The organism is Stenotrophomonas sp. PI_27 (assembly GCF_027854495.1).
Lineage (GTDB): Bacteria > Pseudomonadota > Gammaproteobacteria > Xanthomonadales > Xanthomonadaceae > Stenotrophomonas > Stenotrophomonas pavanii.
Genome location: NZ_JAJNOF010000012.1, coordinates 76,219 through 102,644 on the forward strand (window position 1 = coordinate 76,219; position 26,426 = coordinate 102,644).

Annotated in this window: 27 protein-coding genes and 1 pseudogene; 15 read left to right on the forward strand and 13 right to left on the reverse strand. The window is 67.3% G+C overall.

Annotated elements, in window-relative coordinates; all coding sequences use genetic code 11:
- The first annotated feature begins 21 nt into the window (after positions 1-21).
- From LRM18_RS15385 to map, 5 genes are all read left to right on the forward strand, one after another.
- Entirely contained in the window at positions 22-1,086 is a 1,065-nt protein-coding gene (locus LRM18_RS15385) for a GNAT family N-acetyltransferase (protein ID WP_270954952.1), read from the forward strand.
- Between the two features lie 3 nt (positions 1,087-1,089).
- On the forward strand, positions 1,090-1,974 hold the full coding sequence (locus LRM18_RS15390) for a hypothetical protein (RefSeq protein ID WP_103282666.1): 885 nt from the start codon (positions 1,090-1,092) through the stop codon (positions 1,972-1,974).
- 141 nt (positions 1,975-2,115) lie between these two features.
- Positions 2,116-2,475: a VOC family protein gene (locus tag LRM18_RS15395; protein ID WP_049464885.1), complete on the forward strand. Its 360-nt coding sequence runs from the start codon at positions 2,116-2,118 to the stop codon at positions 2,473-2,475.
- Between the two features lie 68 nt (positions 2,476-2,543).
- On the forward strand, positions 2,544-2,756 hold the full coding sequence (locus LRM18_RS15400) for a ParD-like family protein (RefSeq protein WP_019659200.1): 213 nt from the start codon (positions 2,544-2,546) through the stop codon (positions 2,754-2,756).
- Positions 2,757-2,766: 10 nt separating this feature from the next.
- Positions 2,767-3,549: a type I methionyl aminopeptidase gene (map, locus tag LRM18_RS15405; protein ID WP_186008994.1), complete on the forward strand. Its 783-nt coding sequence runs from the start codon at positions 2,767-2,769 to the stop codon at positions 3,547-3,549.
- Here map and LRM18_RS15410 read toward each other — a convergent pair.
- The gene (locus LRM18_RS15410) at positions 3,546-4,160 is read right to left on the reverse strand and encodes a LysE/ArgO family amino acid transporter (RefSeq protein WP_270954979.1); all 615 of its coding nucleotides are present in this window, start codon (positions 4,158-4,160) and stop codon (positions 3,546-3,548) included. The two genes, map and LRM18_RS15410, sit on opposite strands and share 4 nt — an antisense overlap.
- A 107-nt stretch (positions 4,161-4,267) precedes the next feature.
- Here LRM18_RS15410 and LRM18_RS15415 point away from each other — a divergent pair, with 107 nt between their 5' ends.
- From LRM18_RS15415 to LRM18_RS15435, 5 genes are all read left to right on the forward strand, one after another.
- Entirely contained in the window at positions 4,268-5,161 is an 894-nt protein-coding gene (locus tag LRM18_RS15415; RefSeq protein WP_103282663.1) for a LysR family transcriptional regulator ArgP, read from the forward strand.
- A 78-nt stretch (positions 5,162-5,239) separates the two neighbouring features.
- The gene (locus tag LRM18_RS15420) at positions 5,240-6,640 is read left to right on the forward strand and encodes a TolC family protein (protein WP_053505641.1); all 1,401 of its coding nucleotides are present in this window, start codon (positions 5,240-5,242) and stop codon (positions 6,638-6,640) included.
- A complete protein-coding gene (locus LRM18_RS15425; protein WP_270954953.1) occupies positions 6,633-7,646 on the forward strand; it encodes an efflux RND transporter periplasmic adaptor subunit in 1,014 nt (337 codons plus the stop codon). The genes LRM18_RS15420 and LRM18_RS15425 overlap by 8 nt, the downstream gene beginning before the upstream one ends.
- Positions 7,631-8,818 carry an ABC transporter permease gene (locus LRM18_RS15430; protein WP_270954954.1) on the forward strand — a complete coding sequence of 396 codons (1,188 nt, stop codon included), beginning with the start codon at positions 7,631-7,633 and terminating at the stop codon, positions 8,816-8,818. Before LRM18_RS15425 ends, LRM18_RS15430 begins: the two co-directional genes overlap by 16 nt.
- The gene (locus LRM18_RS15435) at positions 8,815-9,942 is read left to right on the forward strand and encodes an ABC transporter permease (protein WP_270954955.1); all 1,128 of its coding nucleotides are present in this window, start codon (positions 8,815-8,817) and stop codon (positions 9,940-9,942) included. The genes LRM18_RS15430 and LRM18_RS15435 overlap by 4 nt, the downstream gene beginning before the upstream one ends.
- A gap of 44 nt (positions 9,943-9,986) precedes the next feature.
- On the opposite strand, the gene LRM18_RS15440 is transcribed toward LRM18_RS15435, so the two are convergent.
- The 3 genes from LRM18_RS15440 to LRM18_RS15450 all read right to left on the reverse strand — a co-directional run bounded on the left by LRM18_RS15440 (position 9,987) and on the right by LRM18_RS15450 (position 14,260).
- Positions 9,987-11,279, reverse strand: coding sequence for a hypothetical protein (locus LRM18_RS15440; RefSeq protein ID WP_195762747.1), 1,293 nt, complete (start codon positions 11,277-11,279; stop codon positions 9,987-9,989).
- A gap of 224 nt (positions 11,280-11,503) precedes the next feature.
- The gene (locus tag LRM18_RS15445; RefSeq protein ID WP_049464899.1) at positions 11,504-11,872 is read right to left on the reverse strand and encodes a glycine zipper 2TM domain-containing protein; all 369 of its coding nucleotides are present in this window, start codon (positions 11,870-11,872) and stop codon (positions 11,504-11,506) included.
- 165 nt (positions 11,873-12,037) lie between these two features.
- Positions 12,038-14,260, reverse strand: coding sequence for a methyl-accepting chemotaxis protein (locus LRM18_RS15450; RefSeq protein WP_336297087.1), 2,223 nt, complete (start codon positions 14,258-14,260; stop codon positions 12,038-12,040).
- 468 nt (positions 14,261-14,728) lie between these two features.
- Between LRM18_RS15450 and LRM18_RS15455 the strand changes: the two are divergent.
- The 4 genes and pseudogenes from LRM18_RS15455 to LRM18_RS15470 form a co-directional block, all read left to right on the forward strand.
- Positions 14,729-14,933 (forward strand): annotated as a pseudogene (locus LRM18_RS15455) (ribonuclease inhibitor); the annotation flags it as partial.
- A gap of 136 nt (positions 14,934-15,069) precedes the next feature.
- Positions 15,070-17,661, forward strand: coding sequence for a DNA mismatch repair protein MutS (mutS, locus tag LRM18_RS15460; protein WP_206631616.1), 2,592 nt, complete (start codon positions 15,070-15,072; stop codon positions 17,659-17,661).
- Positions 17,662-17,985: 324 nt separating this feature from the next.
- The gene (locus LRM18_RS15465) at positions 17,986-19,497 is read left to right on the forward strand and encodes a catalase (RefSeq protein ID WP_164688231.1); all 1,512 of its coding nucleotides are present in this window, start codon (positions 17,986-17,988) and stop codon (positions 19,495-19,497) included.
- 107 nt (positions 19,498-19,604) lie between these two features.
- A complete protein-coding gene (locus LRM18_RS15470) occupies positions 19,605-20,207 on the forward strand; it encodes a DUF937 domain-containing protein (RefSeq protein WP_049464905.1) in 603 nt (200 codons plus the stop codon).
- A 35-nt stretch (positions 20,208-20,242) separates the two neighbouring features.
- Here the strand turns inward: LRM18_RS15470 and LRM18_RS15475 are convergent, their stop codons facing one another.
- Both LRM18_RS15475 and LRM18_RS15480 read right to left on the reverse strand, forming a co-directional pair.
- A complete protein-coding gene (locus tag LRM18_RS15475; RefSeq protein ID WP_053462488.1) occupies positions 20,243-20,650 on the reverse strand; it encodes an RNA-binding S4 domain-containing protein in 408 nt (135 codons plus the stop codon).
- Positions 20,651-20,659: 9 nt separating this feature from the next.
- Entirely contained in the window at positions 20,660-20,899 is a 240-nt protein-coding gene (locus LRM18_RS15480) for a hypothetical protein (protein ID WP_053462487.1), read from the reverse strand.
- A 62-nt stretch (positions 20,900-20,961) separates the two neighbouring features.
- On the opposite strand from LRM18_RS15480, the gene LRM18_RS15485 reads away from it, so the two are divergent.
- Positions 20,962-22,422: an MATE family efflux transporter gene (locus LRM18_RS15485; protein WP_270954957.1), complete on the forward strand. Its 1,461-nt coding sequence runs from the start codon at positions 20,962-20,964 to the stop codon at positions 22,420-22,422.
- A gap of 383 nt (positions 22,423-22,805) precedes the next feature.
- On the opposite strand, the gene LRM18_RS15490 is transcribed toward LRM18_RS15485, so the two are convergent.
- The 7 genes from LRM18_RS15490 to rpsP form a co-directional block, all read right to left on the reverse strand.
- The gene (locus LRM18_RS15490; RefSeq protein WP_270954958.1) at positions 22,806-23,213 is read right to left on the reverse strand and encodes a DUF1801 domain-containing protein; all 408 of its coding nucleotides are present in this window, start codon (positions 23,211-23,213) and stop codon (positions 22,806-22,808) included.
- Positions 23,214-23,251: 38 nt separating this feature from the next.
- Complete coding sequence (locus tag LRM18_RS15495; RefSeq protein WP_270954959.1) at positions 23,252-23,686, reverse strand: DUF1801 domain-containing protein; 435 nt, start codon at positions 23,684-23,686, stop codon at positions 23,252-23,254.
- Positions 23,687-23,765: 79 nt separating this feature from the next.
- Positions 23,766-24,146: a DUF6404 family protein gene (locus tag LRM18_RS15500; RefSeq protein ID WP_270954960.1), complete on the reverse strand. Its 381-nt coding sequence runs from the start codon at positions 24,144-24,146 to the stop codon at positions 23,766-23,768.
- A gap of 82 nt (positions 24,147-24,228) precedes the next feature.
- Positions 24,229-24,630, reverse strand: a complete 402-nt coding sequence (gene rplS, locus LRM18_RS15505; protein ID WP_005415736.1) for a 50S ribosomal protein L19 — start codon at positions 24,628-24,630, stop codon at positions 24,229-24,231.
- A gap of 154 nt (positions 24,631-24,784) precedes the next feature.
- Entirely contained in the window at positions 24,785-25,543 is a 759-nt protein-coding gene (trmD, locus tag LRM18_RS15510; protein ID WP_270954961.1) for a tRNA (guanosine(37)-N1)-methyltransferase TrmD, read from the reverse strand.
- 8 nt (positions 25,544-25,551) lie between these two features.
- Positions 25,552-26,064 (reverse strand): ribosome maturation factor RimM, encoded by a 513-nt coding sequence (gene rimM / locus LRM18_RS15515; RefSeq protein WP_053462482.1) that lies wholly within the window; start codon positions 26,062-26,064, stop codon positions 25,552-25,554.
- Positions 26,065-26,108: 44 nt separating this feature from the next.
- Positions 26,109-26,369, reverse strand: coding sequence for a 30S ribosomal protein S16 (gene rpsP, locus LRM18_RS15520; protein ID WP_005415733.1), 261 nt, complete (start codon positions 26,367-26,369; stop codon positions 26,109-26,111).
- Positions 26,370-26,426: the final 57 nt, after the last annotated feature.

Sequence of the window (26,426 nt, forward strand, 5' to 3'; positions counted from 1 at the left end):
GCGCCGCCGGTTCCCGTGCCGATGGAGATGACGTCACGCGCATCCAGCACCGCGCTGGAACCGGCCGCGCTGCTGGAGGGCTTCCTGGCCCATCCGCCGCTCGGATTCGAGGCAGGCCGCCTTCCCAGCGGCCTGCCGACCTTTTGTGCGCCGCTGGACCTGACCACCACGATGGACGACGGGCTGCGCGGCAGGCTGCTCGGCCTGCCGCTGTCGCGCCTGTGGCGGCCATGGATCACCTGGAAGACCCGTTTCGTCGGTGCCACCAGCACCGAGTACACCCCGTTGCCGGCGCACGTGGCGCCGGAGGCATTGGCCGAAGACGTGACGCGTCACGCGATCGGCGATGCGCGCCTGCTGGTGGTCAAGGACCTGGCGGTCGATTCGCCGCTGCTGGACGACGCCGCCAACGCCCACAGCAGCGCCTTCCTGCAGGCGCTGCTGGCACGCGGCTTCGTCGAGCTGGAAGGCATGCCACTGGCCTGGGTGGCGATCGATTTCGATTCGCTCGATGGCTATCTTGGCCGCCTGTCGTCCTCGCGCCGCAAGAACATCCGCCGCAAGCTGCGTTCGCGTGACGACCTGCAGGTCGACTGCATCGCCACCGGTGATCCGGCGCTGGCCGACCCGCGGCTGCAGGTTGAGCTGTACGCGCTGTACCTGGGCGTATACGCGCAGAGCGCGGTGCATTTCGACCAGCTCGACCTGCCCTATTTCCAGTACCTGCTGGCCGACAGCCAGGGCCAGGGACGGATGTTCCTGTACCGCCACCAGGGCCAGCTGATCGGCTGGAACCTGTGCTACGTGCATGCCGGCAAACTGGTGGACAAGTACATCGGCCTGGCCTATCCGCAGTCGCGCGAGCACAACCTGTACGCAGTCAGCTGGATGCACAACCTGGAGTACGCGCTGCAGCACGGCCTGAGCCACTACGTGGCCGGCTGGACCGACTCGCGGATCAAGGCCGAGCTGGGCGCCCGCTTCACCTCTACCCGGCACGCGATCCACGCACGCTCCCCGCTGCTGCGCGTCGCGCTGCGCAGGCTGGCGCCCTATCTGCAGGGCGAACCCGATGGAGGCGGCTGAACGATGCCGTTGCGTTCCCCGCTGATCCTGGACCTGGACGGTGGCGTGCTGCCGCTGCCCCAAGCGCAGACCCTGGCGCTGCCGCAATGGCACGATCCACTGCGCTTCGCGTGCAGCAACGCCACCCTCGATCGTTTCGCCGCTGAAGTGCTGGCACCGCTGCCGGCCCAGCTCGGCACGGTGATGCTCGGCAGTGGTGATTTCCATCATCTCAGCCTGCCGCTGCTGCGCCGCAGGCGCGCGCAGGCGCCGTTCCAGCTGGTGGTGCTGGACAACCATCCGGACAACATGCGTTTCCCGTTCGGCATGCACTGCGGTTCCTGGGTGAATGCCGCCAGCAAGCTGCCGCAGATCTCGCACGTCCATGTGCTGGGCATCACCTCCAGTGACATCGGCCTCGGCCACGCCTGGGAGAACCACTGGCGCCCGCTGATGGGCGGGCGCCTGACCTACTGGTGCATGGATGTGGACGTGGGCTGGGGCCATCGCCTCGGCATGGGCCACGCCTTCCGTCGTTTCGAGCATCCCGAGGCCCTGGTCGCCGCGTTCGCCGCCGAGCAGGCCAAGTCACCGCAGCCGACCTACCTGTCGATCGACAAGGATGTGTTTGCCGAGGACGTTGCCCGCAGCAACTGGGACCAGGGCCGCTTCCAGCTGGAACACGCGCTGGTGGTGATCGAAGCACTGCGCGCCGGTGGCCTGGTCGGCAGTGACATCACCGGCGAAGTGTCGCTTGCCCACTACCGCAGCCGCTTCAAGCGCTGGCTGTCCTCGCTGGATGGCCAGCCCGACATCCGTGCCGATGACCTGCCCGCGTGGCAGGCGCGGCACCAGCAGGTAAACCGCGAGCTGCTGGCGGCGATGGCTTCGGTGCCAACCGCCTGCTGACCGCGTCCGGTCGTGCCGGCCGCTGGCCGGCGTAGCTCCGGTAGTGCCGGCCACTGGCCGTCAACCTCGTTGTTCCCGGGCGCATGCGGGTGCCGGCCAGCGGCCGGCACTACACTGGACTCCCGCCCCGGAGCCGCCGCGATGCCCCAGACCGTCATCCCGCAACTGCGCATGCGCCACGCCGATACCACCCTGCCTTTCTACGTGCAGGGACTGGGTTTCGTGGTCGACTGGGAACACCGCTTCGAACCAGGCTTCCCACTGTTCGCCCAGCTCACCCGCGACGGCCAGACGATCTTCCTCACCGAGCACAGCGGCGATTGTGAAGTCGGCGGCGCGGTGTACTTCATCGTCGAGGACGTAGACGCCCTGCACCGCGCCTTCAGCGCTGCCAACGTGCCGATCGAACAGCCACCGCATGACACCGAATGGGGCAGCCGCGAGATGCGGCTGCGCGACCCCGACGGCAACCGCCTGCGCTTTGCCACCGACGTGGACTGAACGATGCGGCCTTGAGCTGGATATACGAAACATATACGCTTCGTATATCCACCCCTCCAGGACCGCCCATGGGCATCGTCAACATCGATGACACCCTGCACGACCAGCTGCGGCGTGCCTGCACCGTTTCCAGCCGCTCGATCAACGCCCAGGCCAACTTCTGGATCCGGGTCGGCATGCTGTGCGAAATGAACCCGACGCTGAGTTTCCAGGACATCGTCGCCAGTGAACTGCGCGCGGCCGGGGTGCAGCCGCCGCTGCTGGCGCCAGGTCAGGCCTGAGTCCATGGGCATCATCAAACGGCCGGAAGAAGTTGAGCTGATGGCCGAATCCGGGCGCCTGCTGGCGCAGGTGTTCGCCGCGCTCGACCGGTTGCCGCTGCAAGGACGCAGCACGATGGAGATCAACGACTTCGTCGAGCGCATGATCGTTGACGAGCTGCAGGCGCGGCCGGCCAGCAAGGGCCAGTACGGCTTCCCGTATGTGCTCAACACCTCGATCGACAACGTGATCTGCCACGGCGTGCCCAGCACCACCGACGTGCTGCGCAACGGCCAGATCGTCAACCTCGACATCACCCTGGAGAAGAACGGCTACATCGCCGACTCCAGCACCACCTACCTGGTGGGCGAGGTCGACTACGCCGCGCGCAGGCTGGTGCAGGCTACCTACCAGGCGATGTGGAAAGGCATCGCCGCAGTGCGCCCCGGCGCGCGCCTGGGCGACATCGGCCACGCCATTGCCCGCCACGCGCGCAGCCACGGCTACAGCGTGGTGAAAGAGTACTGCGGCCATGGCATTGGCCAGGAGATGCACGAGGAACCGCAGGTCCTGCACTACGGCCATCCCAACACCGGCCTGGTGCTGGAAGAAGGCATGGTGTTCACCATCGAGCCGATGCTCAACCAGGGCAAGCCGGCCATCCGCCAGCAGCCGGACCAATGGCCGGTCTACACCCGCGACGGCAAGCTGTCGGCGCAGTTCGAGCACACGGTGGCGGTAACCCGCAACGGCGTGCGCGTGCTGACCCTGCGCCCCGGCGAAGCGCCACTGTGCGCGGTGGACGCGGCCTAGAGCGGGCGCACCAGCAACAGTGTCGCCAGGCAGAACATGAAGACCGCGACGGCGGCATCCAGCACCAGCCAGGCACCTGGCCTGCGGAACACCGGCTGCAACAGTCGCGCGCCATAGCCCAGCGCGCAGAACCAGGCCACGCTGGCCAGGCACGCCCCGGCGCCGAAGGCCCAGCGCAGGTCACCCGGATAGCGCGTGGACAGGCTGCCCAGCAGCACCACGGTATCCAGGTAGACGTGCGGATTGAGCAGGGTGAAGGCCAGGCAGGTCAGCAGCACCTGGCGCGCACTGCCGGCCTGCGCCTCGGCGGCGGCCAGTACGCTGCCACCGCGCCACGCGCGCAGCCCGGCCTGCACGCCATACCAGAGCAGGAACGCCGCGCCACCGAAGCGCAGCACCTGCAGCAGCAGCGGCCACTGCAGCACCAGTGCGCCCATGCCGCCCACGCCGGCCAGGATCAACGCGATATCCGCGCCGGCGCAGGCCAGCACCACCCTGCCCACATGCCGCTGCTGCAGGCCCTGGCGCAGCACGAAGGCATTCTGCGCACCGATGGCGATGATGAGGCCGGCGCCTGCGAACAGGCCGGCAGCGAAAGCGGTGATCCACATCAGGAACGGGCCAGGCAGCAGGAGGACGCGCAGGGTGCGGCCGATGGCCACCTTCAGGCAATCTTGTTTTTCTTTATCCTGTACAGAAAAACTGAAGAGGCGCCGGCGTGGACCTGGTACATCCGCAACTGTCCGCATTCGCTGCCGTGCTGGAAGAAGGCAGCTTCGAGGCTGCGGCACGCCGCCTGTCGATCAGCCCCTCGGCACTGTCGCAACGGATCAGGGCACTGGAAGACCGGCTCGGCCAAGTGCTGCTGGTGCGCCAGGCCCCGTGCCGGCCTACCGCCGCCGGTGAAGCGCTGCTGCGCCGCGTGCGACCGATGCAGGCACTGGAAGCCGAGGCCCTGGCCGAGCTGCTGCCCGAACGCGGCAGCGACGCCGGACGCAGGCCAATCCCTCTGGCGGTCAACGATGACTCGCTCGATACATGGTTCGTGCCGGCCGTCGCCGACCTCCACCAGCGCCATGGCTACCTGTTCGACCTGCGCATGGACGACCAGGACCACACCCTGCAACTGCTGCGCGATGGCAGCGTGCTGGGTGCGGTCACTGCCGAAGGCCGGCCGGTGAAGGGCTGCAACGTGCACCCGCTGGGCGCCATGCGCTACCAGGCAATTGCTTCGCCCGCCTTCGCCCGCCGGTACTTCAGCGATGGCATGCAGGCCGCAACCCTGGCGCACGCACCGATGCTGGTGTTCAACCGCAAAGATGAACTGCAATGGCGCTTCGTGCGACGGCTGACCCGCGCCCGCCTGCAGCCGCCGCTACACTACCTGCCCTCCTCCACCGGCTTCGTCGAAGCCGCTGCGTGCGGACTCGGCTGGGGCATGGCCCCGGAAACCCTGGTCGCGCCCGCCGTGCGCGCCGGCCGCGTGGTGGTACTGGAACCCCGCCGCTGGCTCGATGTGCCACTGTACTGGCAGCATGCCGCCGTGCGCTCAAGCACGCTGCAGCACATCACCCAGGCGCTGCGCACTGCGGCCAGCGGCACCCTTCGTTGAGGACGAAACGATGACCGCAGACCCCGGCTTCACACCAGGCGCACTACCTTTTGCGCACTTCTTTACCACTGGGACGGCATGGGCGTGATCGGCCGACGTACAGGGACGCACCGCGCGAAGGCCGTGCTGGCGCTGGCAGCCTGCCTGCCATTCGCCGCACCCGCGCAGACCACCAGCGACGCACCGGCATTGGACTGGGAACAGGCACGGCAACGCCTGGAGCAGGTCTCCGATGCGTTGGCCGCTGCCGATGCCGCCGTGCGCAACAAGCAGGACCTGCAGGACGCCACCCGGCTGCTGCGCCTGCCGGAGATCACCGGCGAAGTGCGCCGCCTGCAGTTCCAGAAGACGCTCACCCTGCCGCTGGGCTCACTGGCGCCGGTGGCTGAAGCCTTCGGCATCGATTCGCCGCTGTCGTTCACCGAGCGCGACTGGCGCACCCGTCCAGTGGTCACCGCAGTGTTGCCGCTGTACACCGGCGGCGTGATCCCGGCCGCGCAGCGTGCGGCCAGTGCCGCCCACGAGCAGGCCAGCGCCGAGCGCGAAGCACAACGCCAATCGCTGACCGTGCAGCTGGCCCAGGCCTACTTCGGGCAGCGCCTGGCCGAGCAGGCGGTGGACGTGCGCCGCGATGTGCGCGATGGCCTCAACCGCCACCTGTCCGACGCAGAGAAGCTGGAACGCGAGGGTTTCGCCACCCGCGCCCAGCGCCTGCAGGCCACCGTGGCCCGCGACAAGGCCGAGCGTGAGTACCAGAAGACAGTGAACGACCTGGCCACGCTCAAGGCCGCACTGGCCACGCTGCTGCGCAGTGGCGGCGAGGTGCAGCCGGTATCGCCGCTGTTCGTGCAGCGTGCGCCGCTGGAACCGGTTGCCAGCTTCGAGCGCACCGCGCAGGCACGGCAGCCACAGATCGCGCGCCTGCGGGCGATGGTGGCGCAGGCCGAACAGGGCGTGCGCGTGCAGCAGGCCAAGCTGAAGCCACAGATCTTCGCCTTCGGCCAGTACGACTTCCGCCGCCGCGACGAGATGCTGACCGATCCGGACTGGGCATTCGGCATCGGCCTGAAGTACACCTTCCTGTCGCCGAACTCGCGGCCGGCGCAGATCAGCGCCGCGCGTGCGCAGCAGGACCAAGCCGAAGCAGGCCTGCGCGAGGCCGAGAACCAGGTCGCGCTGGGCGTGCGCAAGGCCTGGAACGAGCTGGAAACCGCGCGCCAGCAGTTCGTGCTGCTCGACAGCAGCATCGCCCAGGCGCAGGAAAACCTGCGCCTGCAGGAGCTGGCGTTCCGCGAAGGCCAGGCCACCTCGCTGGATGTGATCGACGCGCGGCTCGGCCTGGGCGGCGCCCGTGTCGAGCGCGCACAGGCCGCCTACCAATACGATATTGCGCTGGCACAGTTGCTGGAGGTCAGTGGACAGATGGACCGTTTCGAAGAGTTCCGGCGGCGTGCGGACGAGGTGATCGACCATGAGTGATGTGCTGCACGACGATGCGACGACGCCCCCGGGCAAGCGCCGGTTGGGACCGATCCTGGTGGTGGTGCTGCTGGTCGTGGTGGTGCTCGGCCTGTGGCTGGCCTGGCGCAGCCCTGGCGACCAGATCCAGGGCATGGCCGATGCGGACACGATCAACGTGGCCGCCAAGATCACCGCGCGCGTGGCCGAACTGAAGGTGCGCGAGGGCGACCGCGTGCAGGCCGGGCAGGTGCTGTTCCTGCTCGACAGCCCCGAAGTGGCCGCCAAGGAACAGCAGGCGCATGGCGCATTGGCCGCTGCGCAGGCAGTGGCCGACAAGGCCGACGAAGGCGCGCGCAGCGAAGACGTCCGCGCCGCCGAAGCGAACTGGAGGCGCGCCGAAGCAGGCGCGACGCTGGCCGAAGCGACCTACCAGCGCGTGCAGAACCTGTTCAACGAAGGGGTGATGACCCGGCAGAAGCGTGATGAAGCGCAGGCCCAGGCCACCAGTTCGCGTGAGCTGGCCCGTGCCGCACGCGCGCAGTACGACATGGCCCTGGCCGGCGCGCGTGAGCAGGACAAGCGCGCCGCGCAGGGCCAGGTGCAGCAGGCCCAGGGCGCGGTGGCCGAAGTCAACGCCGCGCGTGTCGAAGTGGAAGGACGCGCGCCGGTGGCGGGCGAGATCAACAAGCGCATGGCCGACCCGGGCGAACTGGTGCCGGCCGGCTACCCGGTGTTCACCCTGGTGGACATCGACCGCATGTGGGTGGCGATGAACCTGCGCGAATCGCAGATGCAGGGCCTGAAGGTCGGCAGCAAGCTGAAAGGCAGCGTGCCGGCGCTCGGCCAGGACGGCGAGTTCGAGGTCTATTTCATCAACCCGGCTGGCGACTATGCGACCTGGCGTACCACCCGCCAGTCGTCCGGCTACGATGTCCGCAGCTTCGAGGTGCGGGTGCGCCCGGTACGCCGCATCGAGGGCTTACGCCCTGGCATGAGCGTGCTGTTCGCATGGCCCCAGCACTGAGCCCCGGCCAGGCTGGCTTCTCCGCTTCCTGGCGGCGCGAGCTGCGGTCGCTGCGCAGCAACCGCGCCGACCTGATGCTGGTCACCCTGCTGCCGCTGCTGATGCTGGCGGTGATGGCATGGATGTTCACGCCCTCGGTGATGCGCGATATCCCGATCGCCGTGGTCGACCTCGACCACAGCAGTGACAGCCGCCTGCTGCTGCGCATGCTCGACGCCAGTCCCGGCGTGCGCGTCGCCAGCCAGCCGATCGATCTGGAAGAAGCACGTTCGCAGCTGCGCAGGCTGGACGTGTTCGCGATCGTGCTGGTGCCGCGCGATGTCACCCGGCAGGCGCTGCGTGGGCGCCAGGGCACGGTGTTTGCCTATTACAACGCCACCTACATGACCACCGGCCAGTCGGCGTCGCGCGACATCGGCGACGCGGTTTCCGCATGGAACGCACGCCTGCTGCGCGAGCGCATCGGCCTGCAGGTCGGCCCGGGCAAGCTACGCGCGGCACCCATCGCGGTGCAGTCGGACATTCTGTACAACCCGGCACGCAGCTACGAGCTGTTCCTGCTGCCGTTGATCTTCCCGGCGGTATTGTCGCTGGTACTGGCACTTGCGGTGGCCGGCAGCCTTGGACGCGAGATCCGCGACGGCACCCTACCCGCCTGGCTGGGCCGCGCGCCGTGGGCGGCGATTGCCGGCAAGGTCGCGCCGTACATCCTGCTGTTCTCGGTGTATGGCGCGCTCGGCCTCGGCTACCTGGCCTGGCTGCGTGGCGATGGCGTGGCGGGCAGCGTACTCCTGCTGCTGCTCGCACAGCCGCTGTTCTACCTGGCCACGGCCGCCTACGCATTGTTCTTCGTCGGCGTCACCCGCGACATGGGTACCGCGCTGTCGGCGGTCGGCCTCAGCATCGGCACCGCGCTGGCATTCTCCAGCGCCACTTTCCCGGTGCTCGACGGTCCCTTGTTCACCCGCATCTGGCATCAGCTGCTGCCCCTCAGCGCCTACATCAAGCTGCAGACCCAGCAGCAGTTCATCGGTTCGCCGCTGCAGGTTTCGCTGGGGCCGTTGGCCATATTGCTGCTGATGGCGGGGGTCGCAGGTGGCATTGGCGGCCTGCGCCTGATCGCCTTTGCGCGCACACCCGCCGCCGCACGACCCGCAGGAGCCGACGCATGAGCGCACTCTGGCGCAGCCTGCGGCAGACCCTGATAGCGGTGCTCTGCGACCGCTACGCGATCGTGGTGATGGTCGGTGCGGTGATCCTGTACTCGTTCTTCTATCCAGCCGCCTACCGGCACCAGGTGGCCGGCAACCTGCCGGTGCTGGTGGTGGACGAAGACCACAGCGCGACCAGCCGCGAGCTGCTGCGCAAGCTCGACGCACTGCGCGTCGCGCGCGTGGTCGGGCAACCGGCGGACGTCGACAGCGCACGCCGGCAGCTCGAAGCCGGCCATGCCGAAGGCATCGTCGTGATCCCGGCCAACCTGGAACGCGACATCCTGCGCGGCCATCCGGCCAAGCTGGTATTGCTTGGCAACGGTGCCTACCTGGGCCGCGCCAGCTGGGTGCTGGGCAGCGTGGCTGATGCGCTGGGTGCGTTCGGGCGTGATGCCGTGGTCGGCCAGGCCGCCTTCATGGGTGCACCGCAGGCACCGCCGGTCACGCTTGTGCAGCGCCCGCTGTACAACACGCAGGAAGGCTATGGCAGCGCCATCGTACCCGGCGTGGCCGAACTGATCGTGCACCAGACGCTGCTGATGGGCATCGGCGTCCTGCTCGGCGGCCGCCGCCTTGCACTCGGCCGGCGCCTGCGCTTCGACCTGCCGACGCTGGCCGGCATGGCACTGGGCTTCGGCCTGATCGGCCTGTTTGGCCTGTTCTGGTATGCCGGTTTCACTGCCTGGGTGCAGGACTATCCACGCGGTGGCAACCCGCCGGGCCAGCTGCTGGGGGGCACGCTGTTCATCGCTGCCACCGTGGCCTTCGGCCTGTTCGTGGGCAGCTTCTTCCGCACCCGCGAGCGCGCCTTCCAGTACATCATCGCCACCTCGATCCCGCTGTTCTTCTTGGCCAACCTGTCGTGGCCGGCGGTGATGACGCCGCAACCACTGGTCTGGCTGGCACAGCTGCTGCCGACCACCTCGGGCATCAACCTGATGGTGCGCCTGAACCAGATGGACGCCCGCCTGGCCGACGTCAGCCACGAACTGATCACCCTCACCGTCCTGCTGCTGCTCTACGGCAGCCTCGCCACCTGGCGCCTCCTCGCAAAAAAAGGGACGGAGGGGATTAAGTCGTAAGCGGCCTGTTCAAGCGGCGCGGCATGGCCGCTTCGAGCCAACGTTCAGGGGTCCGGGGCGTACCAGAACGGGATGCGGAACGTGCGACGCCGTCCGCCCCCGCGCTCGCCGCCTGTGGCATTCCACACCAGTTCCAGGTCATGGCGCCCGGGCGCGAGCCCCCGGGTAGGCAGATAGCCCACCAGGCCGCGCATATCCAGGTCACGCCGCTCCATGGGCACGAAGCCCTGCACGTCGACCGGGGTGCCGTCCAGCTTGACCTGCCAGAGCCGGGAAAGGCACTCCACTGCGGCATTGGCGGCCTGTTGCCCCGCCGCCTCATTGCGCGCGTCCGGAAGTGCGGTGCAATGCTGGCGCGCCAGCGGATTGTCGCGTTGCGGGCGATGCGGAATGAATACGCGAAGCTGCGCGCCGCTGATCGTGTCCGACGGGATCATCGGATACGGCAGCAGCTGGTCATGTGCCGAACGCATCGATTCGTAATGCGCACTCAGCATGCCGTGCTCAACCGCCGCTTCCGTGACGATCTGATAGCGGTTGAACAGCGAGAACTTCAACGACGCCATCACCTGCACGGCCGCCAGCAGCATCGCTACCAGCACCGCAAACAGGTAGGCCGCCATGAACGAACGCGAGCGCAGGTTGCTCTGCATGGTCAGCTGCATGGCCTGCATCAGGCGCAACAGCGGAACCCGTTGCAGTGCCGCCAGCATGCCCTCCAGCAGTCGTTGCGGTCGTTCATGGGGCTGCCCGCGCGCGCGCCGCCGCGCCACGATCTTTTCCAGGATACCGGGGGCCACGGCCAGTGCCAGCATTGCGGCCAGCACGCTGCACAGGGCAAGCATGGCGACATGATCGGCGCCACCGGACAGCGCGCCGATCACCATCGACACACCGAGCGTCAGAACGGCCAACACCAGCGTGCCCGCCAATGTCTGCACCGCAAGCAGGGTGGTCGAGAACAGCATCGTCGCCAGCCGATCGGCACGTTCGATGCTGCCATCGAGGCCTCCGTCCCGGGCCTGCAGGAAGGCGCGCGTGACCGCCCCCATTCTTGGCAGGCGCGCCCAGTCAATGCCATCGGGGAAGTGCGACCTGAGGCCGATCAGCCCGATCCAGTAGCCGCGCACCGTCAGGTGGATGATCAACGCCACTGCCAGCACATAGCACATGCCAACACTGATGCTGAAACCGAACCAGAGCATCTGGAAGTACATGCCTTCGGTGTGCAGGCTGCTGCGCGCCCAGGCGTCGAACAGATAACCGGGCACGGCCAGCAGCGCGAACGCCAGCAGGCCCGAAATGAAGAGCTCCAGTTCATCGGTGCGATCACGCACGCGATGGGGATGGGCAGTCGCTTCCGGTATCGGGTCATGCCCGTCTAGCGGTGCCGGTTGGGGAGCTGGAGCCGATTCGTTCACTGGACGTTCATCCGTTGAGTCGGCGCAGTATAGGCACGACACTGGAGCCAGCGATACCGGTCCGAAACGACGAACGCCGGCACAGGGCCGGCGTTCGAGTACTGCAATGTGGAAGGGCTGAATGGAGTGACGGCAACCGATCAGCGATAGACGCGTTCGCAGCGGCGTTCGACCACGCGATCGCCGTTCTTCTGCTGCTGGTTGCCCTGGATCTGCCGGCCCGCCGCACCACCGGCCACGGCGCCTGCCACGGTGGCGAGCTTCTTGCCATTGCCGCCGCCCACCTGGTTGCCCAGCAGGCCGCCGATCACCGCGCCGGTGGCCGTACCGGCGATACGGTTGGGATCGCGTGAGTTGCGCTGCACTTCCACGTTCTTGCAGACCACGCGGCTGCCGTCGTTGAAGCGGCGTCCTTCGTCGCGCGGCCCATAGGTCTGTGCGCCGGCCACCGACGATGCCGCCAGCAGGGTGCCCAGCACAAGCAATCGGGTCGAGGTCTTCATCGCCATCTCCTGAGTTCCGGTATGGCGCAAGTGTCCTCCCCGGCCTGGCAACCGGAGGTGAAATGCGCGTGCCGGGCAGCTCACCGGCCATCGCGCGTTCAGGAAAAAATCCGCGCCCATCACGATCAGCCATCGTGATGGGCGCCGTCTCCCTGATGGCAGGCTCCCCTGCTAGAACTCTTCCCAACCCCCTGCGTTGGCCGCCAGCGTCGGCTCGATGCGTGGCGCCAGCACCGCCGGCCTACGTACCGGCGTCACCTTCGCGGTGACCGCGGCCAGAACCGGGCGCGCCGCAGCGGCCGCCGTCGCCGCACCGGTGCGGAACACCGAAACCGCCTCGGCCAGCAGGTTGGCCTGCTCCTCCATGGAACGTGCCGCCGCGCTGGCTTCTTCCACCAGCGCCGCGTTCTGCTGCGTGGTCTCGTCCATCTGCACCACCGCCTGGTTGACCTGTTCGATGCCCGAGCTCTGCTCCTGCGATGCGGCAGAGATCTCGGCCATGATGTCGGTCACGCGCTGCACCGAGGCCACGATCTCGCCCATGGTGGTGCCGGCCTGGCGGACCAGCGCCGATCCATCGGCGACCTTGCCGACCGACTCCTCGATCAAGCCCTTGATCTCCTTGGCCGCGCCGGCCGAGCGCTGTGCCAGCGTGCGCACCTCACTGGCCACCACCGCAAAGCCCCTGCCCTGCTCGCCAGCACGCGCAGCCTCCACCGCCGCATTCAAGGCCAGGATGTTGGTCTGGAATGCAATGCCATCGATGACCGAGATGATCTCAGCGATCTTCTTCGACGAAGCTTCGATGGCCGACATCGTGGTGACCACCTGCCCGACCACCTCGCCGCCCTGCGAGGCGACACCGTGCGCGCCGATCGCGAGCTGGTTGGCCTGGCGTGCGTGCTCGGCGTTCTGCTTCACGGTGGAGGTCAGTTCTTCCATCGACGCGGCCGTCTCTTCCAGGTTCGCCGCCTGCTGCTCGGTGCGCCGCGACAGATCGGTGTTGCCCGAGGCAATCTCGCCTGCTGCCAGGTTGATGCTGGATGCGCTGGCCTGGATGCGGCCTACAATCTGCGTGAGCTGATCGACGGTGGCGTTGCAGTCATCGCGCATGCGGGCAAACACACCGTGGAAGTCGCCCTGCATGCGCACGGTCAGGTCACCGCGCGAGATCGCCTGCAGCAGGGTCGACACCTGCAGCAGGTTCTCGTCGGTGGTCTGCATCAGTCGATTGAGCCCGGCCACCATGTCGCGGAAATCATGGGCGAAGCGATCTTCATCGCCGCGCAGGCTGAAGTCACCCGCCGCCGCTGCCGTCGCCAGCCGGCGGATCTCACCGTTGATCGCCGACAGGCTGGTCTTGGTCTCGTCCATGGCCTGTGTGATCGCCGCCTTCTCGCCCGGCAGCGCATCCATGTCCACCGACAGGTCGCCACGGGCGTAGTGCTTCATCACCTCGATCAGCCGGTTCTGCACCTGCACGTGCGAACCGACCAGCGCATTGGTCTCATGCACCATGCGCCCGTAGTCGCCGGGGAAGGCACTCTCGTCCATGCGATAGCTGACGCTGCCCGCATCGTGCTGGCGGGCCAGCTCGCCCTGCGCCGCCATCACCGACTGCAACTGCGCCTGCATGCGCTGCATGGACCTGAGCAGCTGCGTCACCTCATCGTTGCCGGACGCGTCGATGCTGTTGTCGAGCCGCCCATTGGCGATGCCGTCGGCCAGCTTCACCGCACCCTCCAGCGGGCGGGTCAGGCTGCGGGTGATGGCCCATGCGGCCAGCGAACCCAGTATCAGGCTCAGCACACCGAACACGATCGACAACGTGCCGGTCCAGGATTCGGTTGAACGGTATTCCTCGCGGCTGCGCTCGGTGAGTGCCTCCTGATGCCGCAGCAGGGCCGAGATGGCCTCGTTCCACCCGGTTGCCAGCCCTTGCTCGGCCAGCAGTTCCTTGGCCGCACCGTCGAAATCACCGGCCTTCATGCGCTCATGCAGATGCTGGGTGGAGGCGTCTGTGGCCTTGCGTGCCGCGTCGATTTTCGCCACCAGGGTATCGCCGGTGGCATCGCGCGGGATCTTGATGTACCGGGCCCAGATACCGTCGTAGGTCTGCGACAGCTCCTGCGCCTTCTGATAATCCCTGTCGAAATCCTCGCCGCGCTTGATCACCATCAGCCGGCGGTGCATCAACACCGCGTTGTTGGTATCCAGCATGTCGTTCAACAGCCGCATCTTCACCATGTTGACGTCCACTACTTTCTCGAACTGGGCGGACTTCAGGTGATTTCCGTACAGCGTCAGGCCAACGATGGCCACGATGAACAGCAGCAGCAAACCAAACCCGGCACCCAGCCGGGATCCTACTCGGAGGTTGCGTAAGGCGAGCATCTCAATTCCCTTGATCATGGCCGTACGATCGATGGCGGCGCAGGCAGGGGAAACTTTACGGGCCGATATTTTTATTTCGATCCAATAATATGAAACTGTGCAGACCGTTGTGAAGGTAGCGCACAAATAGACCCTACAGCCCGTCCTTTATGAGGCCCCTTTTCCAGCAGAGGGTCACGCCAGCCTGAGATTTACTTTTGCGGGCCGGAGACGGCGCACGGCAACCGGGTATCCAGCAGGAACTTCCGCAACGAAGAAGCCACCAGAGGCACGCGCCGCCCCATCCTACGCCTCATGTATGAAAATGGATTCTTCGCCACTTCGGAAGGTAGCCCCTTGCACTGCAATTCCGAATCGGTGTTACTCGGGAGTGTTCCTCTGATATCCATAGGGCTGATGCAGATGATTTACGGCGAAGCCGGGCATCCACGGACGTGTATCGCGATGGCGGTGTGACGTCCGGCCGCCGATATCGCCCACCGCCACACGGCGCTGGGCATGGAGACCACCCGCCAATGGCTGCAGGCAAAGCTGGACACACCGGGCAGCTTCAATACCCAGGCCATTGCCCACCAGCTGCAGGCCCTGCAACAGGGGCGAAGGCCCCACCTGTTTCGAGATCGTCATGCAGATCATCGCCAGCCACCGGCAGATCACCCTGGTTCCCGCCTGACTGCGTGCCTCCTCACGGGCAATGGCCGCCAATCGCAGCGGCGCCCGCCGGCCCCAGCAGTTACCATGGACAGCCCTGTACCCGCTCCGCTGCCGCTGCCGCCCGGCGCGGCCGGATGCCCTGATCCACGAGTCCCATGTCCAAAGACAAGTCCGCCGAACATACCCCGCTGATGAAGCAGTTCTTCGCAGCCAAGTCCGAGTATCCGGACCTGCTGCTGTTCTTCCGCATGGGCGACTTCTACGAGCTGTTCTACGACGACGCGCGCAAGGCCGCGCGGCTGCTCGACATCACCCTGACCCAGCGTGGCAGCTCCGGCGGCGCGCCGATCCCGATGGCCGGCGTCCCGGTGCATGCCTACGAAGGCTACCTGGCACGGCTGGTGGCGCTGGGCGAGTCGGTGGCGATCTGCGAGCAGATCGGCGACCCGGCGCTGGCCAAGGGTCTGGTCGAACGCAAGGTGGTGCGCATCGTCACCCCCGGCACCGTGACCGACGAGGCGCTGCTGGACGAGCGCCGTGACACCCTGCTGATGGCGCTGTCACGCACCAAGCAGGGCTACGGCCTGGCCTGGGCCGACCTCGCTGGTGGCCGCTTCCTGGTCAACGAAGTGGAGACCGACGACGCCCTGGAAGCCGAACTGGCCCGACTGGAGCCGGCCGAGCTGCTGGTGCCGGACGAGGAGAACTGGCCGGAGTTCCTGCGCCAGCGCACCGGCGTGCGTCGCCGTGCGCCCTGGCTGTTCGACGCCGACAGTGGCCGCCGCCAGCTGCTGGCCTTCTTCAAGCTGCATGACCTGAGCGGCTTCGGCATCGACGACAAGCCGCGCGCGACCGCCGCCGCAGGCGCCCTGCTCGGCTATGTCGAGGAAACCCAGAAGCAGCGCCTGCCGCACCTGACCTCGATCGCGATGGAAACCGCCGGCGAGGCGATTGCGATGAACGCCGCCACCCGCCGCCACCTGGAACTGGATACGCGCGTCGACGGCGATACCCGCAATACCCTGCTGGGCGTGCTCGACAGCACGGTGACACCGATGGGCGGGCGCCTGCTGCGCCGGTGGCTGCACCGCCCGCTGCGCCTGCGCGAGGTGCTGGTGCAGCGCCACCATGCGGTGGATACCCTGATTGATCGCGGTGCGGACGCCGACATCCGCGAACAGTTCCGTCGCCTCGGCGACCTGGAACGCATCCTCACCCGCGTCGCACTGCGTTCGGCGCGCCCGCGCGATTTTTCCACCCTGCGCGATGGCCTGGGCCTGCTGCCGGCGGTGCGCGAAGTGCTGGCGCCGCTGGATTCACCGCGCCTGCAGGCCCTGCATGCCGCGCTGGGTGAACATGACGGATGCGCACAGCTGCTGGCCAGTGCCATCGCCGAGATGCCACCGCTGAAACTGAGCGACGGCGGCGTGCTGGCCGATGGCTTCGATGAAGAGCTGGACGAGCTGCGCCGCCTGTCCACCCATGCCGACCAGTTCCTGGTCGATCTGGAACTGCGCGAGCGCGAGAGCAGCGGCATTCCCACCCTGAAGGTGGGCTACAACCGCGTGCACGGCTACTACATCGAAATCAGCAAGGGCCAGTCCGATCGTGCGCCGGTGCACTACACCCGCCGGCAGACGCTGACCAATGCCGAGCGCTACATCACCGAAGAACTGAAGGCGTTCGAAGACAAGGTGCTGTCGGCGCGCGACCGTTCGCTGTCGCGCGAGAAGTACCTGTACGAGCAGCTGCTGGATACCCTCGGCGAACAGCTGGAACCGTTGAAGCAGTGCGCCGCTGCGCTGAGCGAACTGGACGTGCTGGCCGCCTTCGCCGAGCGCGCGCAGGCACTGGACTGGTCGCGGCCGGAACTGGAAACGGCACCGTGCCTGAAGATCGAGCGTGGCCGCCATCCGGTGGTCGAAGCGGTGCGTGAGCAGCCGTTCGAACCGAACGACCTGGACCTGCATCCCGACCGTCGCATGCTGGTCATCACCGGCCCGAACATGGGCGGTAAATCGACCTACATGCGGCAGAACGCGCTGATCGTGCTGCTGGCCCACATCGGCAGCTTCGTGCCGGCCAGCCGTGCGGTGATCGGTCCGATCGACCGCATCCTGACCCGCATCGGCGCGGGTGATGACCTGGCCCGCGGGCAGTCGACCTTCATGGTCGAGATGGCCGAGACCAGCTACATCCTGCACCACGCCACCGCCCATTCGCTGGTGCTGATGGACGAGATCGGCCGCGGCACCTCCACCTACGATGGCCTGGCGCTGGCCGACGCGGTGGCTCGCCACCTCGCCTACCAGAACCGCTGCTACACACTGTTCGCCACCCACTACTTCGAACTGACCGCGCTGGCCGACGAGCAGCACGAAGGCGGCCGCAGCGGCATCGCCAACGTGCACCTGGATGCCGTCGAGCACGGCGAGGCGCTGGTGTTCATGCACGCGGTGAAAGATGGCCCGGCCAACCGCAGCTTCGGCCTGCAGGTGGCCGCACTGGCCGGCCTGCCGCGCGCCACCGTGGCACAGGCACGGCGTCGCCTGGCCGAGCTGGAGCAGCGCGGTGGTGAAAGCCATGCCGCCGAACTGGCGCCACAGGCACTGGATGCGCCGCAGCAGTTCGGCCTGTTCGCCGCGCCGTCGAACAAGGCCCAGGAAGCGCTGGCCGCCATCGACCCGGACGAGCTGACCCCGAAGCAGGCACTGGAAGCGCTTTACCGGCTGAAGGCACTGCTCTAGCCCTGCCGCGCATGGCCTCGGCCCCCCGCCACGGCGCGGGCGGCCGTCCGAAAGGCTCTGCAAATCCGATTCTTCGTTTCAATTGACAGAAACTATCAGACTGAACGGATCATTCGATTATTCATTTCATCTGGCGCTAGCTAAAGTCGAGTGAAGATGTTTCCCCTACGTCTTCACCCGCAGGAGCCAGCCATGAGCCAGTCCGATAACAACAGTCCCAAGTGCCCGTATCACACCGCGCCGTCGCCTGCAGACGCCGCCCAGCAGCAGCGTGAGCTCAGCACCACGCCGAAACAGAAGCAGGGCGACGATCCCGTCACGCCGATGACTACGGCCTTCGGCGCGCCGGTGGTGGACAACCAGAACAGCAGGACCGCCGGCCCGCGCGGGCCGCTGCTGATGGAAGACGTCTGGCTGCTGGAAAAGCTGGCCAACCTCAACCGCGAGATCATTCCCGAGCGCCGCATGCACGCCAAGGGCTCGGGCGCGTTCGGCACCTTCACCGTCACCCACGACATCACCCGGTACACGCGCGCCAAGCTGTTCGAGAAGGTCGGCAAGCAGACCGAGATGTTCGCCCGCTTCACCACGGTGGCCGGCGAGCGTGGCGCCGCCGACGCCGAGCGTGACATCCGTGGCTTCGCACTGAAGTTCTACACCGAGGAAGGCAACTGGGACCTGGTCGGCAACAACACACCGGTGTTCTTCCTGCGCGACCCGCGCAAGTTCGCCGACCTCAACAAGGCGGTCAAGCGCGACCCGCACACCAACCTGCGCAGCGCGCGCAACAACTGGGATTTCTGGACGCTGCTGCCCGAAGCCCTGCTGCAGGTGACCGTGGTAATGAGCGACCGCGGCATTCCGCGCAGCTTCCGCCACATGCACGGTTTCGGCTCGCACACCTACAGCTTCACCAACGCCGACAGCGAACGCTTCTGGGTGAAGTTCCACTTCGTCAGCCAACAGGGCATCGAATCGCTGACCGACGCGCAGGCGCAGATCCTGGTCGGCCATGACCGCGAAAGCCACGGCCGCGACCTGTTCGCCGCGATCGAGAAGGGCGACTTCCCGAAGTGGAAGCTGTTCATCCAGGTCATGCCGGAGCTGGAGGCGGAAACCTACCGCATCCATCCGTTCGACCTGACCAAGGTGTGGCCGAAGAGCGACTACCCGCTGATCGAAGTCGGCCAGTTCGAACTGAACCGCAACCCGGTCAACTGGTACCAGGACGTGGAGCAGTCGGCGTTCGCCCCGAGCAACCTGGTGCCGGGCATCGGCCCGTCGCCGGACAAGATGCTGCAGGCACGCCTGTTCGCCTATTCCGATGCGCAGCGCTACCGGCTGGGCGTCAACCACCACCAGATTCCGGTGAACGCCGCGCGCTGCCCGGTGCACAGCAACCACCGCGACGGTGCGATGCGCGTGGATGGCAACTACGGCGGCCTGCCGCATTACGAACCGAACAGCTACGGCCAGTGGCAGGAACAGCCGCAGTACCGCGAACCGCCGATGAAGATCCGCGGCGACGCCGACTTCTGGAACTTCCGTGAGGACGACGCCGACTACTTCAGCCAGCCCGGCGCCCTGTTCCGCAGCTACAACCAGGCACAGAAGGACCGCCTGTTCGCCAACACCGCCCGCGCCCTGGGCGATGCGCCGGACTTCATCAAGCAGCGCCACATCGACAACTGCAGCAAGGCCGACCCGGCCTACGGTGCCGGCGTCGCTGCGGCCCTGAAGGCACTGGCCAGCCAGCCGTCGGATCCGTTCAAGCCGGCGCAGCCGGAAGCGGAGTTCCCCGCCGCCACCCCGGGCGCGGAAGACATCGAGCTCTGATCGCCCACCCCGCGTACGGCACGCCGCCTCCCCGTGGGGCGGCGTCGCCGTTTTAACGGTCCGCATCGTACCTTCGGCACGCCCCACCCCAACCAAGGATTCCGCAGATGAGCCTGACCGATGAACTTCTCGCCAAACTGCAGGGCGCCCCGCTGCAGCAGGTGTCGCAGCAGCTTGGCATCAGCGATACCCAGGCCTCCGGCGCGATCAGTGCCGCACTGCCGGTGCTGATGGGCGCGCTGGGGAACAACGCCTCGCAGCCGCAGGGCGCGCAGGCGCTGCTCGGCGCCCTGCAGAACAACCACAGTGGGCTGGACCTGGGCAGCGTGCTCGGTTCGGTGCTGGGCGGCGGTGGCGGTGGTGCCGCCAGCGACGGCGCCGGCATCCTCGGCCACATCTTCGGTGGCAGCCAGCAGAAGGTGGAAACCGGCCTGGCCCAGGCCACCCAGCTCGACAGCGGCCGCACCAGCCAGCTGCTGCAGATCCTCGCCCCGATCGTGATGGCCTTCCTTGCCCAGCGCCTCGGTGGCGGCCAGGCCGATGCCGGCTCGCTCAGCCAGGCGCTCGGCCAGGAAAAGCAGCAGGTGCAGCAGCAGGGCGGCATCGCCGGCGGCCTGCTTGGCAGCGTGCTGGACCAGGACGGTGACGGCCAGTTCGGGGTGGGCGATCTGCTGAAGATCGGCGGCAGCCTGCTGGGCGGCAAGCGCTGAGGGCTGCGCGCGCCGGGCACCGGCCCGGCGCCGGCCTACAGCGCGTCGATATCGCCAAGTGCGCGTATCAACCGCCGCGCGCGCTTGTCCGGCTTGTGCTCCGGCGGCTGGAAACCATCGCGCGCAGCGATGCGCAGCGCGCGCTGTTCGGCACGGCGTGCCTTGGAGGCCTCACTCTCGGCATACAGCTGCTGCGCCGCGGGGGCGGGACCGCGCTGGTCGCTCAGCCCGAGCACCTGGATCTCGAAATGCTCCTCACCGCGGTCGACCTGCAGCTGCTCGCCCACGCGCACCGCGCGTGAGGATTTCGGGCGCTGCCCGGCGACGCTGACCTTGCCGGTCTCGATCGCCTGCTTGGCCAGGCTGCGGGTCTTGAAGAAACGGGCCGCCCACAGCCAGATGTCCAGGCGGACGCTGGGCGACAACGGGGAAAGCTCGGTCATCGGCAGGGACTACTCCGTTCGCTTGTTCAGGGGACGCGGGTTGTCAGGGTCGGTGCGGCAGCCGCTGCCCCCGATCAACGTGGGTACGCCAGCAGACAGATCCTGGCGCTGGCTGCCGACCAGGCACTCGGGACGGTCGGTCGGCCGCACCTGGGCATCGCCCAGCCGGTCGCCTGTCGAACATGCGGCCAGCGCGGCGCCGATCAAGGCCAGCGCCAGCCTCCGCTTCACCTGCAGTCGTTGATGCATTGCCACATCCCGCAAACCGGCTTGGTGCTAGTGTGCGCCTCCCGGGATTCGATCACCACTCCATGGCCAAAGCGCCGCTTGACCTGACCTCCGGCCCGATCGGCCGCAATCTCCTGTTGTTTTCCCTGCCGATCCTGGCGGGCAACATCGCGCAGTCGCTGAACGGTTCGGTGAACGCGGTCTCGGTCGGGCGCTTCCTCGGTGAGGCGGCACTGACCGCCACCGCGAACGCCAACAACATCATGTTCTTCCTGATCGGCTCGGTGTTCGGCTTCGGCATGGCCTCGACCATCCTGATCGGCCAGGCGATCGGCGCGCGCGACATCGCGCAGGCACGCCGCGTGGTCGGCACCAGCGCCACGTTCTTCATCGGCCTTTCGGTGATCATCGCCATCGCTGGCTGGTTCATGGCCCACCCGCTGCTGGCGGCGATGGGCACGCCCGCCCCCTCGCTGCCGCTGGCCGAGGCCTACCTGCAGATCATCTTCCTGGCGATGCCGACGCTGTACGCGTTCGCCTTCCTCACCGCTGCGCTGCGCGGTGCCGGTGATTCGCGCACGCCGTTCCGTTTCCTGCTGGTGTCGGTGGCGCTGGACATCGTGCTGAACCCGGTGCTGATCTTCGGCATGGGGCCGCTCCCCGCGCTGGGCATCGCCGGCTCGGCCTGGGCCACGCTGGTCGCGCAGACGCTGTCGCTGGCCGGCCTGCTGCTGTACATGCGGCACAAGCGCCACACCCTGTGGCTGGGCCGCGCCGACATGCGCCTGTTCAAGCTCGACATGGCCATCCTCAAGGCGCTGGTGGTCAAGGGCGTGCCGATGGGCCTGCAGATGGTGCTGATCTCGCTGTCGGTGATCCTGCTGATGACCATGGTCAACCAGTACGGCACCGACACCGCCGCCGGCTACGGCGCTTCCCTGCAACTGTGGAACTACCTGCAGATGCCGGCGATGGCGATCGGTGCGGCGTGCTCTTCGATGGCCGCACAGAACGTCGGTGCACAGCGCTGGGACCGCGTGCGCGGCACTGCACGCCAGGGCGTGCTGTTCAATTTCCTGTTGACCGGCGCGCTGATCCTGCCGCTGGTGCTGTTCGATCGCCAGCTGCTGGCCCTGTTCCTGCCGCCGGCCAGCCAGGCGCTGGACATCGCCCGTCACCTCAACCATGTGGTGATCGGCTCGTTCCTGTTCTTCGGCGTCAGCTTCGTGATCTCCGGCGTGGTGCGCTCCACCGGCGCGGTGATTCCGCCGCTGCTGATCCTGGCCGGCTCGCTGTGGGGCGTGCGCGTGCCGTTCGCCGAGCTGCTGCAGCCGTACTGGGGCGCCGATGCGATCTGGTGGAGCTTCCCGGTCAGCTCGCTGGTCTCGATGCTGCTGTCGCTGGCGTATTACCGCTGGGGCGGCTGGCGCAAGGCAAGGATGCTGGGCAAGCCGTCACACGCCGAAGCGCTGGCCACGCCGTCGGAAATTCCGGCCTGCCCGCCATCGCCGGTGGCGGACCCGGATGCCGCGCCGCCACGGTAGTGCCGGCCGCTGGCCGGCAACCTCACGGACCGGCCAATGACACGGTAGTGCCGGCCGCTGGCCGGCAACTTCACACCTCTCCAGCGGCATCGCGCAACAGCCGGCCAGCGGCCGGCTCTACCGCTTCTTCTTCGCCGCGTTGAACGCCGCCGCCGCACGCATCTGCTGAATGCCACGGTAGTGCCGGCCGCTGGTCGGCAACCTCACACCTCTCCAGCGGCATCGCGCAACAGCCGGCCAGCGGCCGGCTCTACCGCTTCTTCTTCGCCGCGTTGAACGCCGCCGCCGCACGCATCTGCTGAATGACACGGTAGTGCCGGCCGCTGGCCGGCAACCTCACACCTCTCCAGCAGCATCGCGCAACAGCCGGCCAGCGGCCGGCTCTACCGCTTCTTCTTCGCCGCGTTGAACGCCGCCGCCGCGCGCAGCAGCGCCTTGAACGCCGCGGCATCCGGCATCACGCCTTCATGAATGTCGATCGCACGCCGCGTGTTGCCTTCCAGGCTGGCGTTGAACAGACCTTTCGGGTCGGCCAGCGCTGCACCGTGGGCGAAGGTCAGCTTCACCGCCTTCCTGTAGGCCTCACCGGTGCACAGGATGCCGTTGTGCTCCCACACCGGTGTACCGCGCCATTTCCAGGTTTCCTGCACGTCCGGCAGCGCTTCATGGATCAATGCACGCACGCGTGCCAGCGTTTCGCCGCGCCAGTCACCCAGGTCGGCGATGCGTGCATCAATCAGTTCGGCCGCCGGGGTTCCAGCATCGGCAGGGTTCGGAGCATGCGTGGCCATCAGGGACTCTCGTCGGGAAGGGAATCGGAATGCCGGGCTTACATGCGCTCGCCGGGCAACGCGGCGGCCTGGCGCACCCAGTCCAGGAACTGCGCTTCATCCAACAGGCCGGATTCGTGGATGTGCAGGTAGCGCGTGTCGGCGCTCCTGGACGGCTCCGGTGGCGGCGGCGTCAGTGCAGCGCCGCGGAAAAAGGCCACCTTGATGTAGCGGGTGAAGCAATGGAAGCTGAGAAACCAGCCCGCGCCGGCGGCCACCGCATACATCGGCGAGTTCCACTTCACCGCCTTGTGCACGCCGGGTACGGCCCGTTCGATCAGGGCATCCAGTCGCGCGCCAATCGGGCGTTTCCAGTCCGGCATGGCGGCGATGTACGCCTGCACCGGGGCATCGCCCTCGCCCTTGGCGATCTGCGGATTGCCACCGGACAGCAGGGTGGGCGCAGCGGTGGGTGCGGTTCGCTTGGCAGGCATCGCACGGTACGGGCATCGGGATGATGCGGCAGCCTAGCGCGGCCCGTAGCCGTCGGTCACGGCGCAGTGCGCCATCGGCTCAGTCGGCCTGCCGCGCCCGGAACTGGCGCCAGTCCGGCAGCTTACGGTGGCGGCGCAGCGAGCGCATCAGCGCCGCCATCATCATGCCGAACAGCGCTCCGGCCACCAGGCCGGCCACCAGCAACAGCACCAGCGGACGTTCGCTGCCCTGCCACAGCATCAGCCACATCAGCGCGGTCCAGAACAGCCCGAACAGCAGGCCCTGCACCAGCGCGTTGGTACCGAAGCCAGCCAGGATCGGCGGCGGCAGTGCGATGCCGGCGCGCCACAGCAGCCGATGCAACAGCGGCGCCGATTGCCCGCGTGCCAGCCCCTTGCCGTCCAGGAAGCGCAGCGCCGACTGGATCACGGCGGGGTAATGCCGGTTGATGTCATTCATCAATTCATCGTGGCCGATGCGATGCCGGAAACGCAAACGGCCACCCGAAGGTGGCCGTCGCGGCAACAACCGAAGTTGTTTATCAGGCCTTGTCGGCCAGACGGGCAGCCTTGGCGGCAGCAGCGGCAGCCAGGTCTTCCTTGATGCGGGCAGCCTTGCCTTCCAGGCCACGCAGGTAGTACAGCTTGCCGGCGCGGACCTTACCACGACGCTTCACTTCGACCGAGTCGATGATGGCGCTGTGGGTCTGGAAAACGCGCTCGACGCCGTAGCCGTGCGAGATCTTGCGGACGGTGAACGAGGAGTTCAGGCCGGCGTTCTTGGTGGCGATGACGACGCCTTCGTAGGCCTGCACGCGCTCGCGGCTGCCTTCCTTCACCTTCACGTTGACGACAACGGTGTCGCCCTGGCTGAACTTCGGCAGTTCACGGGTGATCTGGGCGGATTCGAATTCCGCGACGATGGACTTGTTCAGCTTGCTCATGGGTTACACCGATTCTTGTTCGGGTGGGCGTGTCGTATCGACAACGTAGGCTCATGCAGTCACCGGACTGTGCTGCACGTTTGTTTTGGGTACTGCGCGCGCCAACCGGGGCTGGCGGGAATTGGCCATGATAGCCGATAAAGCCAGCCCTGCGCTAGGGGCTGGCCTTCTGGTTCCGGGCCTGGCGGCCCTGCTCCAGCAGTTTGCGGTCGGCCTTGCCCAGTGCCTGTTCATCCAGCAGGTCCGGGCGCCGCTGGGCGGTCCGGAGCAGCGACTGCTGGCGGCGCCAGGCGGCGATGGCCGCGTGGTTGCCCGAGCGCAGCACCTCCGGCACGTCCCCCAGCGGGTGCTGGGCCGGCTGGCTGTAATGCGGGCAGTCGAGCAGGCCGAGGTCGCCCTCGAAGCTGTCCTGCGCCGCCGATTCCGCATCGTTCAGGGCACCGTCCTGCAGGCGGGCCACGGCGTCGATGATCACCGCCGCGCCCAGCTCGCCCCCGGACAGCACGTAGTCGCCGAGGGAGATCTCCTGGTCGACATTGGCCTCCAGGAAACGCTCGTCGATGCCCTCGTAACGGCCGCAGAGCAGGACCATGCGCGGCAGCGCCGCCAGTTCCCGCACCTTGGCCTGGGTCAACGGCGCACCCTGCGGGCTGAGGTAAATCACCGGAGCCGGGGTCGGATCAGCCTCACGGATCGCCTGCAGGCAGGCCTGCAACGGCTCGATCAGCATCACCATGCCCGGACCGCCGCCGAACGGACGGTCGTCCACGCGGCGGTAGTTGCCTTCGGCGTAATCACGGGGATTCCAGCCATGCAGGCTGAACAGCCCCTTCTCCTGCGCACGCCCGACCACGCCCAGCCCAGCGGACTGGGCGACGAACTCGGGGAACAGGGTGATGACGTCGAAACGCATGCTCAGGCTCAGAACTCGGGATCCCAGTCGACCACGACCAGGTTGGCCTCGAAATCGACCGATTTGACGAAATCCGGCTGCACGAACGGAATCATCCGCTCGCGGTCGCCACGGACCACCACCACGTCGTTGGCGCCGGTGCTGAACAGGTGCGAGACCTGGCCCAGGGCAACGCCCTCGGTGGTCTTCACGTCCAGGCCTTCCAGGTCCACCCAGTAATACTCATCGGGCTTCGGCGGCGGCAACGCGCTGCGGGCCACGTAGATCTCGGTGCCGCGCATCGCTTCGACGGTATCGCGGTCCTCGACGCCGGGGAAACGGGCGACCAGGTGCTTGCCGCTGTCACGGCCACGCACGCCTTCAAGCGTGGTTTCCACGCCGGACGGGCTGCGCACGATCCACGGCTGGTAACGGAAAATGGCGGAACGTGGCTCGGTCCAGGACTCGAGCTTGATCTCGCCGCGCACACCAAAAGCGCCGACTACCCTGCCCAGCAGGATGCGGCGCTCGATATCTTTCATCTGCTTCAACCAAGAGGGCCACGCCGAAGCGTGGCCCGTCAGGATCAGGCCGCAGCGGCCTGGGACTTGGTCGCTTCCTTGATCAGGTTGCGGACCTTGTCGGTCGGCTGGGCGCCGTTCTTGACCCAATGGTCAACGCGGGCCAGGTCCAGCTCGATGCGCTTCTCGGCGCCCTGGGCGACCGGGTTGTAGAAGCCAACGCGCTCGATGTTGCGGCCGTCGCGCGCGCTGCGCACGTCGGTGACGATGATGTGGTAGAACGGACGCTTCTTGGCGCCGCCGCGGGTCAGTCGAATCTTGACCATGGTGTTTTTCCTATTGCCCAGTCGCCAGGATGGCGAGGTAAGCGGGCGATTATAGCG

What these genes read in the sequence shown, in the direction of transcription:
- LRM18_RS15385 (WP_270954952.1), top strand. Translation starts at nt 22, where the DNA reads ATGGAGATGACGTCACGCGCATCCAGCACCGCGCTGGAACCGGCCGCG.
- LRM18_RS15390 (WP_103282666.1), top strand. Translation starts at nt 1,090, where the DNA reads ATGCCGTTGCGTTCCCCGCTGATCCTGGACCTGGACGGTGGCGTGCTG.
- LRM18_RS15395 (WP_049464885.1), top strand. Translation starts at nt 2,116, where the DNA reads ATGCCCCAGACCGTCATCCCGCAACTGCGCATGCGCCACGCCGATACC.
- LRM18_RS15400 (WP_019659200.1), top strand. Translation starts at nt 2,544, where the DNA reads ATGGGCATCGTCAACATCGATGACACCCTGCACGACCAGCTGCGGCGT.
- LRM18_RS15410 (WP_270954979.1), bottom strand. Translation starts at nt 4,160, where the DNA reads ATGTGGATCACCGCTTTCGCTGCCGGCCTGTTCGCAGGCGCCGGCCTC.
- LRM18_RS15420 (WP_053505641.1), top strand. Translation starts at nt 5,240, where the DNA reads ATGGGCGTGATCGGCCGACGTACAGGGACGCACCGCGCGAAGGCCGTG.
- LRM18_RS15425 (WP_270954953.1), top strand. Translation starts at nt 6,633, where the DNA reads ATGAGTGATGTGCTGCACGACGATGCGACGACGCCCCCGGGCAAGCGC.
- LRM18_RS15430 (WP_270954954.1), top strand. Translation starts at nt 7,631, where the DNA reads ATGGCCCCAGCACTGAGCCCCGGCCAGGCTGGCTTCTCCGCTTCCTGG.
- LRM18_RS15435 (WP_270954955.1), top strand. Translation starts at nt 8,815, where the DNA reads ATGAGCGCACTCTGGCGCAGCCTGCGGCAGACCCTGATAGCGGTGCTC.
- LRM18_RS15445 (WP_049464899.1), bottom strand. Translation starts at nt 11,872, where the DNA reads ATGGCGATGAAGACCTCGACCCGATTGCTTGTGCTGGGCACCCTGCTG.
- LRM18_RS15450 (WP_336297087.1), bottom strand. Translation starts at nt 14,260, where the DNA reads ATGCTCGCCTTACGCAACCTCCGAGTAGGATCCCGGCTGGGTGCCGGG.
- mutS (WP_206631616.1), top strand. Translation starts at nt 15,070, where the DNA reads ATGTCCAAAGACAAGTCCGCCGAACATACCCCGCTGATGAAGCAGTTC.
- LRM18_RS15465 (WP_164688231.1), top strand. Translation starts at nt 17,986, where the DNA reads ATGACTACGGCCTTCGGCGCGCCGGTGGTGGACAACCAGAACAGCAGG.
- LRM18_RS15470 (WP_049464905.1), top strand. Translation starts at nt 19,605, where the DNA reads ATGAGCCTGACCGATGAACTTCTCGCCAAACTGCAGGGCGCCCCGCTG.
- LRM18_RS15475 (WP_053462488.1), bottom strand. Translation starts at nt 20,650, where the DNA reads ATGACCGAGCTTTCCCCGTTGTCGCCCAGCGTCCGCCTGGACATCTGG.
- LRM18_RS15480 (WP_053462487.1), bottom strand. Translation starts at nt 20,899, where the DNA reads ATGCATCAACGACTGCAGGTGAAGCGGAGGCTGGCGCTGGCCTTGATC.
- LRM18_RS15485 (WP_270954957.1), top strand. Translation starts at nt 20,962, where the DNA reads ATGGCCAAAGCGCCGCTTGACCTGACCTCCGGCCCGATCGGCCGCAAT.
- LRM18_RS15490 (WP_270954958.1), bottom strand. Translation starts at nt 23,213, where the DNA reads ATGGCCACGCATGCTCCGAACCCTGCCGATGCTGGAACCCCGGCGGCC.
- LRM18_RS15495 (WP_270954959.1), bottom strand. Translation starts at nt 23,686, where the DNA reads ATGCCTGCCAAGCGAACCGCACCCACCGCTGCGCCCACCCTGCTGTCC.
- LRM18_RS15500 (WP_270954960.1), bottom strand. Translation starts at nt 24,146, where the DNA reads ATGAATGACATCAACCGGCATTACCCCGCCGTGATCCAGTCGGCGCTG.
- rplS (WP_005415736.1), bottom strand. Translation starts at nt 24,630, where the DNA reads ATGAGCAAGCTGAACAAGTCCATCGTCGCGGAATTCGAATCCGCCCAG.
- trmD (WP_270954961.1), bottom strand. Translation starts at nt 25,543, where the DNA reads ATGCGTTTCGACGTCATCACCCTGTTCCCCGAGTTCGTCGCCCAGTCC.
- rimM (WP_053462482.1), bottom strand. Translation starts at nt 26,064, where the DNA reads ATGAAAGATATCGAGCGCCGCATCCTGCTGGGCAGGGTAGTCGGCGCT.
- rpsP (WP_005415733.1), bottom strand. Translation starts at nt 26,369, where the DNA reads ATGGTCAAGATTCGACTGACCCGCGGCGGCGCCAAGAAGCGTCCGTTC.